14 protein-coding genes are annotated in these 17,331 nt (G+C 68.3%); 2 read left to right on the top strand and 12 right to left on the bottom strand.

What is annotated here, in order from left to right; translation table 11 throughout:
- Positions 1–7: 7 nt before the first annotated feature.
- The 7 genes from NR792_RS03980 to NR792_RS03950 all read right to left on the bottom strand — a co-directional run bounded on the left by NR792_RS03980 (position 8) and on the right by NR792_RS03950 (position 7,926).
- Positions 8–1,282: a xylosidase gene (locus tag NR792_RS03980; protein WP_375758734.1), complete on the bottom strand. Its 1,275-nt coding sequence runs from the start codon at positions 1,280–1,282 to the stop codon at positions 8–10.
- Positions 1,283–1,383: 101 nt separating this feature from the next.
- Positions 1,384–2,706 carry an extracellular solute-binding protein gene (locus NR792_RS03975; protein ID WP_375758733.1) on the bottom strand — a complete coding sequence of 441 codons (1,323 nt, stop codon included), beginning with the start codon at positions 2,704–2,706 and terminating at the stop codon, positions 1,384–1,386.
- 20 nt (positions 2,707–2,726) lie between these two features.
- Positions 2,727–3,551 carry a carbohydrate ABC transporter permease gene (locus NR792_RS03970; RefSeq protein WP_375758732.1) on the bottom strand — a complete coding sequence of 275 codons (825 nt, stop codon included), beginning with the start codon at positions 3,549–3,551 and terminating at the stop codon, positions 2,727–2,729.
- 4 nt (positions 3,552–3,555) lie between these two features.
- On the bottom strand, positions 3,556–4,491 hold the full coding sequence (locus NR792_RS03965) for a carbohydrate ABC transporter permease (protein ID WP_375758731.1): 936 nt from the start codon (positions 4,489–4,491) through the stop codon (positions 3,556–3,558).
- Complete coding sequence (locus NR792_RS03960; protein ID WP_375758730.1) at positions 4,488–5,585, bottom strand: ABC transporter ATP-binding protein; 1,098 nt, start codon at positions 5,583–5,585, stop codon at positions 4,488–4,490. Before NR792_RS03960 ends, NR792_RS03965 begins: the two co-directional genes overlap by 4 nt.
- Positions 5,586–5,690: 105 nt before the next feature.
- Complete coding sequence (gene galK, locus NR792_RS03955) at positions 5,691–6,827, bottom strand: galactokinase (RefSeq protein WP_375758729.1); 1,137 nt, start codon at positions 6,825–6,827, stop codon at positions 5,691–5,693.
- Positions 6,828–6,861: 34 nt separating this feature from the next.
- Positions 6,862–7,926, bottom strand: a complete 1,065-nt coding sequence (locus NR792_RS03950; RefSeq protein ID WP_375758728.1) for an aldose epimerase family protein — start codon at positions 7,924–7,926, stop codon at positions 6,862–6,864.
- 320 nt (positions 7,927–8,246) lie between these two features.
- On the opposite strand from NR792_RS03950, the gene NR792_RS03945 reads away from it, so the two are divergent.
- Positions 8,247–11,102 carry a TonB-dependent receptor gene (locus NR792_RS03945; protein WP_375758727.1) on the top strand — a complete coding sequence of 952 codons (2,856 nt, stop codon included), beginning with the start codon at positions 8,247–8,249 and terminating at the stop codon, positions 11,100–11,102.
- A gap of 44 nt (positions 11,103–11,146) precedes the next feature.
- On the opposite strand, the gene NR792_RS03940 is transcribed toward NR792_RS03945, so the two are convergent.
- Complete coding sequence (locus tag NR792_RS03940; protein WP_375758726.1) at positions 11,147–12,187, bottom strand: glycoside hydrolase family 43 protein; 1,041 nt, start codon at positions 12,185–12,187, stop codon at positions 11,147–11,149.
- A gap of 112 nt (positions 12,188–12,299) precedes the next feature.
- Between NR792_RS03940 and NR792_RS03935 the strand changes: the two genes are divergently transcribed.
- Entirely contained in the window at positions 12,300–13,241 is a 942-nt protein-coding gene (locus NR792_RS03935) for a glycoside hydrolase family 43 protein (protein ID WP_375758725.1), read from the top strand.
- Positions 13,242–13,297: 56 nt separating this feature from the next.
- Here NR792_RS03935 and NR792_RS03930 read toward each other — a convergent pair whose 3' ends face one another.
- From NR792_RS03930 to NR792_RS03915, 4 genes are all read right to left on the bottom strand, one after another.
- Positions 13,298–13,615 carry a hypothetical protein gene (locus NR792_RS03930; protein WP_375758724.1) on the bottom strand — a complete coding sequence of 106 codons (318 nt, stop codon included), beginning with the start codon at positions 13,613–13,615 and terminating at the stop codon, positions 13,298–13,300.
- A 338-nt stretch (positions 13,616–13,953) separates the two neighbouring features.
- Complete coding sequence (locus NR792_RS03925) at positions 13,954–14,325, bottom strand: metal-sulfur cluster assembly factor (protein WP_375758723.1); 372 nt, start codon at positions 14,323–14,325, stop codon at positions 13,954–13,956.
- Positions 14,318–15,394 (bottom strand): amidohydrolase family protein, encoded by a 1,077-nt coding sequence (locus NR792_RS03920; RefSeq protein WP_375758722.1) that lies wholly within the window; start codon positions 15,392–15,394, stop codon positions 14,318–14,320. The genes NR792_RS03925 and NR792_RS03920 overlap by 8 nt, the downstream gene beginning before the upstream one ends.
- A gap of 119 nt (positions 15,395–15,513) precedes the next feature.
- Positions 15,514–16,971: a hypothetical protein gene (locus NR792_RS03915; protein WP_375758721.1), complete on the bottom strand. Its 1,458-nt coding sequence runs from the start codon at positions 16,969–16,971 to the stop codon at positions 15,514–15,516.
- Between the last annotated feature and the right edge of the window lie 360 nt (positions 16,972–17,331).

Raw genomic sequence — 17,331 nt, 5'->3', positions numbered from 1 at the left:
GCTTTCGTCAGGCCGGGGTGGAGAAGCGCTCTTCCACGAGGAACGGCTCACACGGGCGGCCCTCCAGGTCCCGGAAGGCGACATGGCACTGGATGGCCCTGCGCTGGTCCCCGTCCTTGGAATACTCGGTGCCGTTGCGCCACACGTGCAGGTACATCGCGTGGAGGCCTTCGCCCACCCGGACGAACGAGGGGTGACCCGGGCCGTTCCATTGCCCGCCGAGCGCCGGGCTCTGGCTGTCGATGAGGAGCCGCTCGTCCCGCACCTCGTTCGCCAGCAGGTCCAGCTTCGCGATGTACGTGCGGTACTCGGCGTTGCCGAAGAAGCCCGCGCTGTAGATGAGGTGGGACTGGCCGTTCTCGTGCACCACGAACTGGCCCTCAATCAGGCCGTCGTGATGCGGGCCATTGGTGAGCAGGACCTTCGCCTCACCCACGAGCATGATGCGGCCATCGGGCTCCTGCCGGAACTCGTGCGACAGGATGGGCGTGGGCGCCTTGTGGCGCTGCCCCGTCACCGGGTCCGTCCACTGCAGCCCGTTGCCGTCCACCTTGGTGAGCAGGAACGTCCGCTCCGTCCCCTGCGCGTCGACGGCCGTGGCCACATGGCCGTCAATCATCCCGACCACCGGGTTCTCACCGGCGGGCCCGCCCGGGTAGCCGGGCGCCAGGTCCTTCACGCGGACGTTGATGTCGAGGTAGCCATGGTCCGTCCACTCACCGTCGATGGCGGTGGCCGTGGCGTAGGCGGAGCGCAGGATGCCGGCGCGGTCCCTCGCGGTGTAGTGCAGCGTGAGGAGCCCGTGGCGCACGTCGATTTCAGGGGCCCAGCGAGCCACGACGAGGTCCCGGGGCAAGTCAGGCGAGAGCGGATCCATCTCGCCGGCGTTCCACCACGCGGGGAGCCGCCCTTCGGGGAAGATGGCGCAATGCCTGCCATCCTTCAGGTGCGGCACCCAGCGGCCGCCGTCGAAGCGATACAGCCGGAAGGCGAACGGCTGGTCATTGGTGGTGGCCACCATCCAGAGGCCGGCGGTGCGCGCGCCACCGGGGTTCGCCGCCGTCAATCGCAGCACGAAGGGGTCGGCCATCGTCTCGTGGAGGAGCGGTTCGGGGACCCGCTGCAGGTTCGCGACGATGTCCTTCAGCGTGCGCGTCGCATCCGGCGGAAGGTCGAAGAAGTCCGCCGTGTCTCGCGGGGTGTTGGAGCGGAGGGCATTGGCGCCAGGCGCCTGGGCACCCGAGGGGCCACGCGGAGCTTCACGGTCAACGGAAGAAGTCATGGGGGCACGTGATGCTAGTGGAGGCCGCGTTTCCCACTCCAGCAGCGTGAGTACCGGGGCGCGGCCTGAACCCCGGGCAGGCAAGGAAGCATGGAGGGCGGCTATCTGCGTCGGGAGCGGCGCAGGATGGCTGCGGCCGCGCGCTGGGAGTCCGCCAGGGCCTTGTCGGGATCCTTCTGGACCAGCCAGGTGGAGTTCAGCTCGTTGACCAGAAGATCTCCCAGGGCGCGCTGGTACTGGATGGGCGGCAGCGCCGTGGCGATGGTGGCGGTGCGCGTGTACTCCGCCCGGTGCGGCAGGGCCCGCATCTGCGCGCTCTGCAGCACGGAGGCGCGCACCGGCAGGTGCCCTGTCCGCGCCCACTGGAGGCTGTTGTCGTTGAGGAACTTCAGGAAGGTGAGCGCCGCCTTCTGCTTCGCGGCATCCGGCTTTGTCTGCTTCGGCATCACCCAGGTGTGGCTGTCGGACCAGACGGCCTCCTTGCCATAGAGGTTGGGCATGTCCCGCACGACGTAGTTCTTGAGACCGGACTTTCCCGTCGCGGCCTGGGCCGCGTACGTGTCCACGCCCCAGGTGCCGTTCACCAGCACCGCCGCCTCTCCGGCGAGGAAGGCCTGCTGCGCGGAGGCGTAGTCGTGTTGGGGATTGGCGGCGCCTGACGCGTAGAGCGCGTCGAGCAGGCGCAGCGCCTCCCGGCTCTCCTTCGACTCCAGCAGCGCCTCCTTCTTCTGCGCGTCCACGATGTTGCCGCCCTGCTGCCAGACCCAGGTGAGGTACTGCCAGGAGGGCATCGGGTCCGCGCCGGAGGGGATGGCGAAGTAGGACTTGCCCGTCTTCGCCTTCATCGTCGCGGCGTGTTGCATCAACTCGGCGGGGCTTCGGGGCAGCTTCGGCTGGCCCTTGTCGTCCACGAGCCCCGCCCGGATGAACAGGTCGGCGTTGACGTGCCACAGCAGGGCGTGAAGGTCGAACGGCAGGGCCCAGATCTCGCCGTTGGCGGTGACACCCTCGCGCGCCGCCGGCACGAAGTCCGCGACGTCGATGCCCACCGCCGCGAAGTCCTTGCCCAGCGGCAGCAGCAGGTTGCGCACCTGGTAGTTCGGCAGGACGCTGCGGTGCATGACGGCGATGTCCGGCGGGGTGCGGCCCGCGACGTTGGCGCTCAGCCGATCGTAGTAGACGCCCCACTCCACCGACTGCGTCTTGACGGTGATGCCGTCCGTGTTCTCCGCGTTGAACTTGTTGGTCAGCACCTGGACGATGCCGCACTCGCCCACCGCCTTCGACACGTCCGTGACGTTGGCGTACGCGTCGCTGCACCCGCCAAAGAAGCGGAACAGGGTGATCTCCGTCCCGGCCCGCGCGGCGGTGGTGCCGAACATCGCGGCCAGCAGCACTGCCGGCAGTAGCGTCTTCATCTTCATGGGAGCGGCTCCAGGGGGGGCTACTTGCCGCCGGTGATGGCAATGCCTTGCACGATGTAGCGTTGGAACACGACGTAGAGGATGAGCATGGGGGCGCTGGCGAACACGGCCGACGCCATCAGGAACCCGAGCCCCTCCGACATCGCGAAGTTGCCCTGCAGCGAACCCAACCCGACGCTGAGCGTGTACATCTCCGGCTGCGTCGCGGTGACGACAGGCCAGAGGAAGTCGTTCCAGGCGAACAAGAAGGTGAAGATGCCCAACGTCGTCAGCGCGGGGCGCGACAGCGGCAACATCACCGACCAGAAGACCTTGAAGCGGCCCGCGTTGTCGAGCTCCGCGGCCTCCTCCAGTTCGCGGGGAACCGCCTTGAAGAACTGCGTCATCAGGAACACGCCCATCGGCCCCGCCAGGCGGGGGGCGATGAGGGAGAAGTACGTGTTGTGCAGCTCCCAGTCCGCGAACATGGCGTGCAGGGGCACGAGGATGGCCTGCTCGGGCACCATCAGCCCGGCCATCACCAGCAGGAAGACGGCGCGGCGTCCCGGAAAGTCGATGCGGGCGAACGCGTAGCCGGCGAGCGACGACAGCAGCAGCGTCGCCACCGTCATGCCCACGGCGACCACCACGCTGTTGAGCAGCCAGCGCGGCGTCAAGGACACCCGCAGCAACGTGGCGAAGTGCTCCAGGGTGCGCGGCCAGGGGATGATGCCGTTCGTGGAGCGCACCAGCTCCTCGTTGGGCTTGAGCGACAGGGTCAGCACCCACAGCATTGGCATCATCCACACGAAGGCGGCGACCACCACCAGGGCGAGGATGAGGCGGTCCGTCAGGGTCCGGTTCATCGCGTCACTCCCCTTCCTGCCGCGACAGGCGGAACTGCAGCAGCGCCACGCCGAACATCAGGACGAACAACACCGTCGAGATGGCGGAGGCGTAGCCGGACCGCCAGTCGCGGAAGCTGGTCTCGTAGATGAGCTGCACCAGCGGCCGGGTGGAGTTGGCGGGCCCGCCGCGCGTCATCAGCAGTGGCTGGCCGAACACCTGGAGGTGCATCACCGTCTGGAGCACCACCACGAGCAGCGTGGTACGCGCGAGCGCCGGAAGCGTGATGTGCCGCAGCACCGCCCACCGCGAGGCCTTGTCCAGCCGGGCCGCCTCGTAGACCTCCGGGGGGATCTGCTGGAGGCCGGCGAGGAAGAGCGCCATCGGGAGGCCGGCGGTCCACCACAGGGAGGTCACCATCAGCGCCGGCATGGCCCAGTCCTTGTCGGCCAGGAAGGCGATGGGCTGAAGCCCCACCGCGCGCAGGCCGTTGGCGATGAGGCCGCGGTCGGGGTTGAGCACCATGGCCCACACCAGGGTGACGACGGTGACGGAGAAGATGTTGGAGGCGAAGAAGACGGCCCGCAGCGCCGCGTAGATCCGCAACGGCTTCTGGAGCGCCAGGGCCAGGACCAGGCCCAGCAACGTCGCGGCCGGGGCCGTCATGGCGGCGAACTGCAGGGTGCGCTTGAGGGCCTCCCAGAAGTACGGGTCGTCCCACAGCTCCGCGTAGTTCAAGAGGCCGATGTACTCGCGAAAGTCCCCGACGATCTCCCAGTCGTGCAGGCTCATCCACAGGCCGAGCGCGAAGGGATAGAGCAGGAAGACGGCGTAGAACAGGAGGAAGGGCGCCAGGAAGGCATAGCCGGCGACGGCGTTGCGATGGCGCGCAAGCCCCTCGTTGCGCGAGCCGGCATCTGGAGCCTGGGCCGGGGTGACACTCGTGGCCTGGACACTCATGCGGCGCTCGCGGCGGTGGACGGCAGGGCCATTCCATCCGCGCCAAAGAGCCGGCCATGGCCGGGTTCAATCGCGAGTGTCACCGTGTCGCCGAGGCGCACGGCGCTGTCGCCCGTGTCGGTGGCGATGAGCGTGGCTCCGTCCGCCCCCACCACGTGCAGCAGCGTTTCGCGTCCCAGCCGCTCAATGGCGCGCGCCTGCCCCCGGAAGATGCCCTCCCCCGACGTCGGCCGGACGTGCTCGGGGCGGACGCCGAAGGTGACGGGCGCACCCGCCGTCAGCGCGCGGCCATCCGCCGCGAGCCAGGCCCGGCCGCCCGGCAGGGCGACCTCCACCTGTCCGGGGCTGACGGCCACCACCCGTGCCTTAAGAAGGTTCATCTTGGGGGCGCCCATAAAGCCGGCGACGAAGGTGTTCGCGGGCGACCGGTAGACCTCCAGCGGCGTGCCCACCTGTTCGATGCGCCCGTCGCGGAAGACGACGATGCGATCCGCCATGGTCATCGCCTCGACCTGGTCGTGGGTGACGTAGATGGAGGTGGCCTCCAGCCGCTGGTGGAGCTGCACCAGCTCCACGCGCATCTGCACCCGCAGCGCCGCGTCCAGGTTGGAGAGCGGCTCGTCGAAGAGGAAGACGTCGGGCCGGCGGACGATGGCGCGGCCGATGGCGATTCTCTGGCGCTGGCCGCCGGACATCTGCGCGGGGCGGCGGTTGAGCAGGTGTTCGATCTGCAGCGTCTTCGCGGCGGTCGCCACGCGCTCGTCGATTTCAGCGCGCGGCGTGCCGATGTTGCGCAGGCCGAAGGCCATGTTGTCCGCCGCCGTCATGTGCGGATAGAGGGCGTAGTTCTGGAAGACCATGGCGATGCCGCGGTCACCCGCCGGCGTGTCGTTGACCCGGCGCCCGCCGATGAAGATCTCCCCGCCGCTCACCTGCTCCAGGCCGGCGATCATCCGCAGCAGCGTGGACTTGCCGCACCCCGAGGGGCCGACGAAGACGATGAACTCGCGGTGTCGCAGCTCGAGCGAGACACCGTGAATTACCGCCTGCGAGCCATATTGCTTGCGCACATCCCGAAGCAGCACATCCGCCATCGTTCACATTCCTGGGGGGCGGCAAGCGCCCCGACACAGCGTCAGGGCCTCGTGGCCCCGGTGCTGGACTGACAAGAGGGATTCAGGACTCCACCCGGGGGCACGTCACACGACGCTCGTCCCCTCCGCGGCCTGGCACACGTAGCACTGCGGGGTGTTCCCCGTGGCCTGCATGTACTTCGCGTGGACGCTCTGGACGAACGCTTCCGCCTGACCGGGGGCGACGAGGGCCACCGCGCAGCCGCCGAAGCCCGCGCCCGTCATCCGGGCTCCGAAGCAGCCCGGCTCCGCCCGCGCCAGCAGAACGATGGCGTTGAGCGCTTCGTTGGTGACCTCGAAGTCGTCGCGCAGGCTGTCATGGCTTGCGTCCATCAACCGGCCCAGCCGCGTGAGGTCTCCGGCGCGCATCGCCTCGGCGGCCTGCACGGTGCGGTCGTTCTCCGTGATGACGTGCCGCGCGCGGCGGCGCACCAGCGGGTCCAGCTCCTGCTCCCGCTTCGAGAAGGTCTCCGCGTCCACATCCCGCAGCGCCTTGACGCCGAAGAAGCGCGCGGCGGCCTCGCACTGGCTCCGGCGCTCGTTGTAGGCGGAGTCCACCAGCCCCCGGCGCGTCCCCGTGTCGAGCACGACGACCACGGCGCCCTTGGGGAGGGGCACGGGCTGGAGCGACAGGTCGCGGCAGTCGATGAGCAGCGCATGGCCCTCGCGTCCGCCCGCGACGATCATCTGGTCCATGATGCCGGTGTTGAGGCCCATCCACTGGTTCTCCACGCGCTGGCCGAGCAGCGCCATGGTGGCGGGCTGCCACGGCAGGCCGCTCACCGTGGCGAAGGCGCGCTGCGTGGCCAGCTCCACGGCGGCGGACGAGGAGAGCCCCGCGCCGCGCGGCACGTTCCCGCCCAGCACCCCCTCCCAGCCCTTCAGCGTGTGGCCAGCCTCCCGCAGCGCCCAGGCGACACCCTTGAGGTATTCGCCCCACTCCGTGCCGGCGCGCGACAGCGGCCCGATCTCGAAGGACAGGGACTCGCTGTAGTCGAGCGAGTGGACGACGACGCGGCCGTCCTCGCGCGGGCGCAAGGCGATCCACACCTCGCGGTCGATGGCGATGGGAAGCACGAAGCCGTCGTTGTAGTCGGTGTGCTCACCGATGAGGTTGACGCGGCCCGGGGCCCGCACGACGGCGGTGGGGGCCGCGCCGAAGCGCCGGTGGAAGTCCTGCTCGACCTGTTCGCGAAGCGTCATCGAAGTGTTCACCAGGGTGGGGGCGCAGCGGAGCTCACGCTCCGGAGACGGAGAAGCGGTAGAGGGTGCGCGAGCGGTACTCTTCGCCAGGGCGCAGGAGGGTGGAGGGGAAGGCCGGCTGGTTCGGCGAGTCTGGCAGGTGCTGGGTCTCCAGCGCGAAGCCGAAGCGGTGGTGGTAGACGGCGCCCCGCTTCCCCTTCAGCGTGCCGTCGAGGAAGTTGCCGGAATAGAACTGCATGCCCGGCTCGGTGGTGTGGACCTCCATCACCCGGCCGGTGGTGGGCTCCAGGACGTGCGCGGCCAACGTCAGCGCGCCGGGCTGGCCCCCCTTGTCGAGCACGAGGCTGTGGTCATAGCCAAGCCCGTTGCGCAGCTGCTCGTCGTCCTGCTGGATGCGCGCGCCGATGGCCGTGGGCCGCCGGAAGTCGAACGGCGTGCCCGTCACGTCGCGCAGCGGCCCCAGCGGGATGGACGTCGCGTCAATCGGGACGAAGCGGTCCGCGTTGAACGTGACGACATGGCCCAGGATGTCGCGCTGCCCGTCGCCCGCGAGGTTGAAGTAGCTGTGCTGCGTGAGGTTGACCGGCGTGGGCCTGTCCGTGGTGGCGTGGTAGTCGAAGACGAGCGCGTTGTCGGCCGTCAGCGTGTACGTCACCCGCGCCGTCAGCGTCCCCGGATAGCCCTCCTCGCCGTCGGGGCTGACGTAGGTGAGGACCAGGCCCATGCCCTGGTCGTTCTCGAAGGGCGCCGCCGTCCACACCACCTTGTCGAAGCCCTTGAGCCCGCCGTGCAGGTGGTTCACCCCGTTGTTCGTCGCCAGCGTGTACTGCCGGCCGTCGAGCGTGAAGCGGCCCCGGGCGATGCGGTTGCCATAGCGGCCGACGAGCGCGCCGAAGTACGGGGACTCCGCCACGTAGTCCGCCAGCGCGTCGTAGCCCAGCACCACGTCGTCGAAGCGGCCGTCCCGGTCCGGCACGCGCAGGCTGAGGATGATGCCGCCGTAGTTGGTGACGCGCGCCTCCATCCCCTGCCGGTTGGTGAGGGTGTAGACATCAACGGGCTGTCCGCCCGGGGCCGTACCGAAGGAACTCCGCTCCACGCGGCCTCCTGCAACGAAAGATGGGCGCGCGAGACTACGTCAGGCGATCTCGCGCTGGAAGAAAGAGCAGGAAGCCCGGCCATGGGCATACCGTGCACGAGCCCCGGAGCCCCGAATGACAGACAAGTGGACCCGGGTCCAACAGGGGCCCCTGAAACATCTTCAGGCCTGCCGGGACCGTTCTTGACGCAGGGAGTCTTGTTCTCCCTCGGGACCCGGGCGCCGCGAAGCAGTGATAACTCGTCTTGACACCCTCCAGCCCCTAAGGCAGATGCCACCCGAACAAAGCTGGAATGCATGAAAATTTAGGAGAGCACTGGATGCGCTTGAAGACGCTTCTTCTTTGTCCGACCTCCCTCGCGCTGCTGATGCTCTCCACCGCCCCATCCGGAGCCCGGGCGGCCCAGACGGATGCGCCCCTGCGGACCGCGGAGAACACGCCGCCCGCCCCTGACGCCGGGACGGCGCCGGACGCGGGGACGGTGGTGCAGGCCCCCCCGCAGCAGGTGGACGCGGGCACGTACGCCGAAGCCACCGAGGCCTACGACGTTGGCGCTGACGAGTTCTACGAGGAGGTCGTCGTCGTCGGCCTGCAGCGCAGCATGCAGCAGGCGCAGACCATCAAGCGCAACTCCGACCAGATCGTCGACACGGTGGTGGCGCAGGACATCGGCAAGCTGCCGGACGTGACCGTCTCCGAGACGGCGGCGCGCATCCCGGGCGTCCAGGTGGACCGCGCCCGCGGCGAGGCGAACGGCCAGGTGCTGGTGCGCGGCCTGCCCGAGCTCACGACGACCTACAACGGCCGTGAGATCTTCACCGCCGAGACGCGCACCGTCGCGCTCGCGGACTTCCCGTCGGGCGCCATCGCGGCGCTGGAGGTCTACAAGACCACGACCGCCGATCAGGTCGAGGGCGGCCTCGCCGGCCTCATCGACGTGCGCTCGCGCCGGCCGTTCGACTTCGACGGCTTCGAGGTCTCCGGCTCCGTGCGGGGCAGCTACGCCAACCAGTCCGGCCGGTATGACCCGAACGCCAACCTCCTCATCACCGACCGCTGGAAGACCGGGGCGGGCGAGCTGGGCGCGCTGGTCAACTTCTCCTACACCCGCCTCAATTACCTGGACTCCGCGCGCTGGAACACCGGCTTCATCAATCCCGGCACGGCCGCTGACTCGGGCCAGCAGTTCCGCTCTCCGGACGTGGTCGGCATCTTCTACGGCGGGGGCCAGCGCGAGCGGCCGTCCATCAACGGCTCGGTGCAGTGGAAGCCGAATGACGCGCTCGAGTTCTATGTCGACGGCCTCTGGCAGGGCTACCGCGACAGCGTCTCCGACCGTCAGCTGGAGATGCGGCTGTGGGGCGAGGGCGCCCGCTACACCAACGTGCTGCTGCGTCCGGGCACGACGGACCAGGCGCAGAGCATGACGGTGGAGAACGCCGCCCGGCCGTTCATGTTCCAGGGCGCCACCCGACGCGAGACGGACACCCTCCAGCTCGCCGTCGGCGGCGTGTACGACGCGGGGCCGCTGCGCGTCACGGCCGACGTCGCGAGGACGAACAGCAAGTTCGACCTGTCGCTCTACAGCTTCGACCAGGAGCTGGCCACCTCCCCCACGTTCAACGTCAACTTCGACGTGCCTCGGGGGCCCGGCGGCATGGAGTTCGCGCTGCAGGACTACGACCTGACGGACCCCGCCAACTTCCGCTACGTCGGCTTCTTCGACCGCTCCTATGTCGCGGCGGGTGACGACTGGCAGGCCCGCGCGGACGCCGACCTGAGGACGGGCGTGTCCTTCATCCCGAAGATTGAGTTCGGGCTCCGGGCCACGACGCGCGACGCCTACCAGGAGAACGGTCAGCGCTACTGCGCCGACGATGACGGCGGCAACCCCGGTGCGCCCTGCGGCCTGGCGGCCGGGACGCCGCTCTCCGAGATGCCGGTGGACCTGCATGTGTTCCGCCCCGGCTTCCGCGGCGGCGGCGACATCCAGGGGACGCGCTCCTGGGTGGTGCCGACGTATGACAGCCTCCGCAACAACGTGGAGCAGCTGCGCGCCATCCAGGGCTTCAACCCGGGCGCCCCCGAGCGGCTGCGCATCTTCGATGCGAGCGAGCAGACCTACGCCGGGTACGGGCAGGGCCGCTATGAGTTCAAGGTCGGCAGCGTGCCGGTGGACGGCGTCGTCGGCGCCCGGGTGGTGGGCACGCACACCGAGGTCTCCACCACGGCGGTGGGCGGTACCGTCCAGAAGGGCAGCGGGAGCTACACCGACCTGCTCCCCAGCGCCACCACGCGCATCCGCTTCATCCCCGACCTGCACCTGCGGCTGTCCGCCAACCAGACGCGCACGCGGCCGGGCTTCGACCAGATGCGCCCCGTCACCCTCGGCTCTCCCCCGCCCTGTCTGAATGATCCGAACCCGCCGCCGGGCTGCCAGATCACCGGCAGTGGCGGCAACCCGGACCTGGAGCCCGTGCGTTCGAACAACTACGACGCCTCGCTGGAGTACTACTTCCTGCAGACCGGCATGGCGTCACTCGCCCTGTTCCACCGTGACATCAAGGGCTTCATCACGAACCTGGACGTGACGCGGGACGACCCCACCTACGGGCAGGACCGGGTGCGCGTGAACATCCCGGTGAACGGCGGCGAGGGCAGCATCCAGGGCTTCGAGGCGTCGCTCGGCACCTTCTTCGACTTCCTCCCGCAGGGCTGGCTGAAGGGCTTCGGCGCCTACGCCAACGTCACGTACCTGGACGACGAGCAGGCCTTCCCCACGGGCTTCAACCTGGGGCTGGGCGAGGTGGGCCGCATCCCCGGCGTGTCCAAGTGGTCCTACAACCTCGTCGCCATGTACGAGCGCGACGGGCTCTCCGCGCGGCTGGCGTACAACCGCCGCTCGCGGTGGATCACCAGCTACGTCCAGAACCCCGACGGCGACGGGTTCACGGGGGAGTACGTGGACGGCGTCGCGCGGCTCGACTTCTCGGCGAGCTACGCGCCCTGGACGTCGAAGCCGTTGGACGGCCTCTCCTTCACGTTCGACGCGTCCAACATCCTCGGCAACCCCTACCGGAGCTTCCGGCAGTTCACGCCCGAGGGTGACACCTACCCTCGCGACGTGCGCTACGAGGAGAGCATCTTCGCGCTGGGCCTGCGCTTCCGCATCTAGTCAGCGCCCGCGGGTCCGCGCTGGGGCTTCCGGAGTCCGGAGCCTCAGCGCGGCGCGAGCGGGGCGATGCGGGGCACGCCGTCCTGCCACGTCAGCTGGGCAATGTGCATGAAGCGGCCCTGCTTCGCGGGCCCGCAGGCCTGGGTCGCCGACCAGGAGTGGAAGGCGAGCAGGTCCTCGCCGCCGGCCTGGAACACGGTCTGATGACCGGGACCGCTGAGGCACGGCTGGGACGTGCTGCCGAGGAACGGATTGGTGGGCGCATCCACGCAGGGGCCCAGCGGCCCCTCGCAGGTGGCGTAGCCGATGGCGTAGCTCGACACGCGCTCCGAGTCCTGCCAGCCATAGTCCCCGGCGGAGAAGAACAGGAAGTAGGCGCCGCCCCGCTCCACCATGGTGGGGGCCTCCACCACGTGTCGCTCCCAGGGCTTGTCATTGCGGACGAGCGAGACGGGCTCGCCGACGAGCTGGAGTCCATCGGGGGAGAGCCGCTGGGCGAAGAGCTCCGTCGGCTTGTTGAAGGCGGAGTGGTTCCCGTCGTTCTTGAAGTAGAGGTAGAGCTGCCCGTCCGGAGCCCGGAAGGGGCTCGCGTCGATGGTGCCGCCGAGCGCCTGCTGGCAGACAATGGGTTCCGGGGCCTTCGACGTGAAGGGCCCGAGCGGCTCCTGGCTGGTCGCGGCACCAATGCACTGCAGGCCGCTGGCCGCGTGACGTGCGGTGAAATAGAGCACGTAGCCGACGTCGGCCTTCAGCACCTCGGGTGCCCAGGTGAAGCCTTCCTGCGCCCAGGTGGGCAGGACCGGCATGGCGTCGTGCTTGCGCCCGGACGCCCCCTCTTCCATGAGCAGTCGCCAGTTCGTCAGGTCGGTGGAGGCCGCCATCTGCACGTTGACGCCGTCATTCGTCGCATAGGCGAGATAGCGCCCGTCGTGCTCGAGGATGAACGGGTCCGGGAAGTTGGCCCGGAACACGGGCGCGTAGGCCACGTCGGCCCGTGGGGGCGTCTCGCTCTTCGTGGCACAGCCATTCAGGACCAGGGCCGCGGCGAGAAGGCCACGGAACGACGTGCTGCCGATGCCGGACAAGGGAGGTCTCCTGACGCCCTCACCCGGGGTGGGCGGGGACTGAAGTCATCTGCCTGGAGGGTATCAGTCGTCACCACGGTCGTGGAGCCACGCCGTGATATCCACCCGCACCATGTCGATCCGCTATCGCAACCCCGTCCACGACGGTTACTTCGCCGACCCGTTCGTGCTGCGCACGGGAAGTGGTTACGTCGCCTATGGCACCGGGAAGGTCGTCGATGGACGACCGTTCGAGGTGCTCACCTCCCCCAACCTCGTGCACTGGACCTCGGTGGGCGGCGCGCTGGAGCCGCTGCCGCCCGCGCAGGGCACGGACTACTGGGCGCCGGAGGTCGCGGAGCACGAGGGGCGCTGGTGGATGTATTACTCGGTGGGGTTTGAAGACCGGGGCCACCACCTGCGCGTCGCGGTCGCGGACTCGCCCACGGGCCCGTTCCGGGACCTGGGCGTCAACCTGAGCCCCGACGAACGGTTCGCCATCGACGCCTCGCCGTTCCGGGATGACGACGGGACCTGGTACCTCTTCCACGCCCGGGACGTGCTGGAGGGAGCGCGGGTCGGAACGATGCTCGCGGTGGACGTGCTCGACGGGATGATGGCCCTGCGCGGGGGACCGCGCACGATGCTCACGCCCTCGGATGACTGGCAGATCTACCTGCGTCAGCGCCCGATGTACGGCCAGGTCTACGACTGGCACACGCTGGAGGGGCCGTCCGTCGTGAAGCGGCACGGGCGGTACTGGTGCTTCTACTCCGGAGGCTCCTGGCTCACGCCGTCGTACGGCGTCGCGTATGCCGTCGCCGACCACCCGCTCGGCCCGTGGACGGAGCCGAAGGGCGTGCCGCCGCTGCTGCGCACGGTCCCCGGTCGCATCATCGGGCCCGGGCACAACAGCGTCGTCGTCGGGCCGGACGGTCAGGACGTGATGGTCTACCACGCGTGGGACGTGGGCCAGACGGCACGGCGGATGTGCATCGACCCCATCGTGTGGACACCGGAAGGACCGCGGGTGCTCGGACCGACGGATGAGGAAGTCGAGCTGCCACGGCGGTAGGCGCCAGGGTTGGGTGTGGAGGCCAACGCCTGGCGCCGGTGGGTGAACGACAGGCTTCAGTACGTGTAGGTATAGCGGATGTAGCCCTGGTAGTTGATGATCACGAATTCACAGCTGACCATCTTCGCGAAGCTGCTGTGATTCTTGACCATGTGCTCCTCCGCGGCCTTCCGCTGCTCTGAGTTGCAGGACACGCCCGACTCGCCGTGGGCCTTCACTTCAAACTCATCGGCCATGGCGCCGGCCTGGGCCTGGACCGTGCCCGCGTTCTCCGGGATGGCCTCTCTTGCCGCGTCGCCTGTCGTTGCTTCCGAATCGACGCCGCCACAACCGAGCATCAGTCCTCCGGCCAGAATTCCCACGGCGATCCGCATGTGCATGTGTCTTCCCAGGTGAAGGTTGTTCTTCCGTCGCGATGAAGCAGGCACGGCGCAAAGCAGGCTTCATGCCAGCCATCCCGGAGCCCAACATTCCCAGGGATTCCAGAGGGCAATTCGAGCGTGGGCCGATCGTGGTGGTTGTGATTCGTGAATGGAGATGTGTCGATTCACGTCACAGGGCCCTGCCTGGCTGTAGCGCTTCGGGCTACAGGCAAGCCGCACGAGCTGGAGCTCCTGATCCCATCCGCCTCCGCCCCCCTGATGACCGGACACATCAGCTACGGGCCCACGACGCAGGACCGCGAGCGGGTTGGGACAGCGGGTGACCGCCGTCAGGCGGGGCCGGTTCGCGCCTCGTCACGCGGCAGGAGGCGGCCCCCCAGCATCGTGATGCGTTTGGCCGCGAGCCGCTCGCGGGCCTCCGGCTGGATGTCCCCGGGCGTCCACCGGAGGTCCTTGTCGAACTCCACGCGCACCGCCGTGACACCTTCCAGGGCGAGCAAGCGCTGCTCGATTTCACGCATGAAGTAGGCCGCCATCATGCACATGGGAGAGGTGATGTGCATCCGCACCGTCACCTCTCCATCCAGGTGCTTCACGGACTCGATGAGCCCCATCTCCCCGATGCCCAACGGCACCCCGGTGGCGCAACTGCACGGGTCCGGAATGTCCTGGATGCACTCCCGCAGCGCCTGCTCAGTCATGGTGTCCCTCGTGGTAGCTGTACGGCCGGATGTCTCCCCGGGCCTTCAGCCTGGAGAACTCGTCGTGGGCGATGCTCGCCTTCACGGCTGGGACGTCGATGCCCGCGTAGCGCGCGTAGTTGTCGCAGAGAATCATCCGCTTCACCTCCGGCGTCACCTGCATGCCCGCGACCTGCACCAGGTCGTCCGGCAGTTGGAAGTCGTGCCAGAACTTCAGCAGCGCCGGCTGCGGGTGGCTGAACACCGTCCCCGAGCCCCACATGATCTTCGCCGGGCCCGCCCACTTCAGCAGCGCCGCCAGCGACTCCGCGAACCAGCGCTCGCGCTTCACGATGAGCGCGCCCGTCACCTCCAGGTTCACATACACGTTGGGGAACAGGGACAGCTGCATTCCCGTCTCGTCCAGGAAGGCCATGCCGCCGTGGACGATCTCGAAGTTCAGGTCCGGGAACACATCCGCCGCGCCGCCAATGTCATCCACCTTGTAGGCCTCGATGGGCACCGCGCCCATCGGCAGCCCCTTGTGGACGGCGATGTTCCGGATCCCCAGCTTCCGAGCGCGCTCGAAGAGCGGGAAGGCGATGCTCGGGTCGTCCATGCGCCAGCCTGTGTGGCGGAACGACTCCCCCAACCAGGCCGCCGGGTAGAGCTTCAGGCCGTGCGGCTTGAGCTCCTCGGCCTGCTGCTCCAGGTCCTCCAGGGCCGCCGTGCCACGCAGCGGATCCACGCCGGCGTAGAGGAGGAAGCGGTTCGGGTAGCGCCTCTTGATCTCCAGCGACTTCTCATAGGAACAGAGGCCGTCATGGTAGAGCGTCCGCAGTGGCAGCACGTGGTGCACCGCCAGGTCGACGCCGCTCTCCACGAAGAGGATGTGGGCCAGCTCCCGCACCGACCAGTCCTTGAGGAAGCCTGCTTCCGTGGGGACGCGGTGGGTTTCACCCGACAGGCTGCTGTGCAACCCCCAGATGAGCTGCGCCAGGGACGCCGCGTACCTGCCGGCGCGGAAGTTGGTGGGATGAAGGTTGTACGCGTGCGTGACCGCATCAATGACGAAGCCGTCGTCAATCACCAGGAAACTCCCTATCCAACGCCCACCGGCACCGTGCCGGTGGGCCGAAAGCATCACCACGCTACGGATACGTGTCCAGGCAGGCGGGGTGGCGATTCTATTCGAGGACTCGCCGTGGCTCAGTTGATCTGGAGCGAGAACCCCATCAGGAATCCCACCTGCCACTTCTTGGTGGTGGGGATGGGGTCGGGGGTTCCCGCAGGGACCTCTTCTCCAAACCGGAAATCGCCAGCGAGCGCATCCCGCTGGCCCAGATGGACGCCCGCGTGGAGGTTGAGGATGTCCCAGAACGAGAAGTACGTCCCCAGGGTGTAGTCAATGCGAAGGGCCGAACTCACGGGGGCGGTCACGACTCCCACGGCGATGCCCCAGTCCACCATGCTCGGACTCCAGTCGTAGAGCCGCGTGTTGAAGAAGAAGGCCGGAGCGACGGTCAGCGTCGACTGCTCCTCCCGGCCGAAGACGAGCCTGACCTGGCTGCCGTCCTCCGGAACCTTCGCCGACTGACGGATGATGCGCCCGCTGTCGACGCTGGAGACCACCACTCCCGCCGACAGCGAGAAGCGGCTGGTGCCCAGTTGCATGTTCACGACTGCCACGGAACGCTCGGCCGCGTCCACCATGCGGAGGTCTCGGCGAAAGAGTTCCACCTTCACCCCCGTGGGCTCATTGCGCGCGGAGATGAAGCGCGTTTCGTAGAAGAGGTCCTCGCGGCCCATCACGCTCGACAGGAGCGTGTCCAGTTGCTCGATGCGGGTCTTGTTCTCCTGGAGCATGGCCTCCACCTTCGTGGCGTTCTCCTCGTGCTGGGAGGCGACGTCCGTCAGGGCCTTCTTGACCTCGGCGTTCGTCTCGGTGAGTGCCTTCTGGCACTCGGGGGCAAGCGGCTTGCCATCCTTGTCCTTCAGGGCGGCGATGAAGGCGTCGAACCCCTGGACCTCTTTAGTGAAAGCCGCCGCGCGGGCCTTGAATGAGCCCGGGGCATGGGGCCAGTCCTTCAGCCGTTCCGCGCGCTCGCAGATGACCTTGGGATCCTCCAGGCTGTCACCGCTGGTGGCCAGGAGGAAGCCGTGGGCCGCATCGAAGTACCCGAGGTCAGCGGTGAGCTTCTCGCTCTGGTTCCTGAGGTCCTCGACCTTCTTCTCGATCTCCGCTTGGGCTTTGGTGAAGGACTCCGTGCACGGGGCTGGCAGAGCCTCCGCTCGCAGGGACGTGCCATCCGTATGCTTGCGGTTGGGGGGAAACTCGAAGCGTTCGCTCAGTTCCAGGCCGGGAATTGCCGCCAGGAACCTCAGCGCGAGCGCGTTCCCCAGCGGCTGGGAGGTAACGGCGAAGCGGTAGTCATAGCGGAACGGGTTCTGCTTCTTGAAGATGAACTGGAGCCGGTCTCCTTCGGACAAATAGAGGGACCCGTCCGTCACGCGTCCGCTGTCCGCGTCGAACTTCACGACTTCGTGACCGTCCTTGCCCAAAGGCTCCCGGGTGACGCGGGCGCAGTAGGCGGTTGTCTCCGCTTGCGCCACGGTGCCCGTGAGCAGGGCCGCGAGGACCGCGAGGTTCCGGCTTCGTCGATGCATGATGTCCGTGCTCCTGTCGTGCAATGTCTTGCGACCCATCGCAGAGAGAAGAACACGTCTGGATGAATCTCATGGCAACTCTCTGAGAAGTCAGGAAGGGGGTCTTGAGTACCCGGGTGCACATCGCCCGAGCCGGGCCAACCAACCATCTCAAACGAGGACGACCCTGCCTGGACCAGCCTTCGGAACCAGCTTGGAGAGCCAGGCCAGAGTGCGTTCTACGACCCACCGACGTGATGGCTTCTCCGGCCCCCCTTTTCTTCCTCGCCGTCAGGGCCTTTCTCCTTCGGAGCCATCGCTTGAGTTCTTCGGGGTCGGTGGGCATCCGCTTGCCAGTACGAGGTGGGGCGCCGGATCCCC

This window comes from Corallococcus exercitus (genome assembly GCF_042231735.1).
Classification (GTDB): domain Bacteria; phylum Myxococcota; class Myxococcia; order Myxococcales; family Myxococcaceae; genus Corallococcus; species Corallococcus exercitus_B.
This window is presented reverse-complemented; position numbering and strand designations above follow the sequence as displayed.

Coding starts and splice junctions, on each gene's coding strand:
- NR792_RS03980 (WP_375758734.1), bottom strand. CDS start 1,282: ATGACTTCTTCCGTTGACCGTGAAGCTCCGCGTGGCCCCTCGGGTGCC.
- NR792_RS03975 (WP_375758733.1), bottom strand. CDS start 2,706: ATGAAGATGAAGACGCTACTGCCGGCAGTGCTGCTGGCCGCGATGTTC.
- NR792_RS03970 (WP_375758732.1), bottom strand. CDS start 3,551: ATGAACCGGACCCTGACGGACCGCCTCATCCTCGCCCTGGTGGTGGTC.
- NR792_RS03965 (WP_375758731.1), bottom strand. CDS start 4,491: ATGAGTGTCCAGGCCACGAGTGTCACCCCGGCCCAGGCTCCAGATGCC.
- NR792_RS03960 (WP_375758730.1), bottom strand. CDS start 5,585: ATGGCGGATGTGCTGCTTCGGGATGTGCGCAAGCAATATGGCTCGCAG.
- galK (WP_375758729.1), bottom strand. CDS start 6,827: ATGACGCTTCGCGAACAGGTCGAGCAGGACTTCCACCGGCGCTTCGGC.
- NR792_RS03945 (WP_375758727.1), top strand. CDS start 8,247: ATGCGCTTGAAGACGCTTCTTCTTTGTCCGACCTCCCTCGCGCTGCTG.
- NR792_RS03935 (WP_375758725.1), top strand. CDS start 12,300: ATGTCGATCCGCTATCGCAACCCCGTCCACGACGGTTACTTCGCCGAC.
- NR792_RS03930 (WP_375758724.1), bottom strand. CDS start 13,615: ATGCGGATCGCCGTGGGAATTCTGGCCGGAGGACTGATGCTCGGTTGT.
- NR792_RS03925 (WP_375758723.1), bottom strand. CDS start 14,325: ATGACTGAGCAGGCGCTGCGGGAGTGCATCCAGGACATTCCGGACCCG.
- NR792_RS03915 (WP_375758721.1), bottom strand. CDS start 16,971: ATGCATCGACGAAGCCGGAACCTCGCGGTCCTCGCGGCCCTGCTCACG.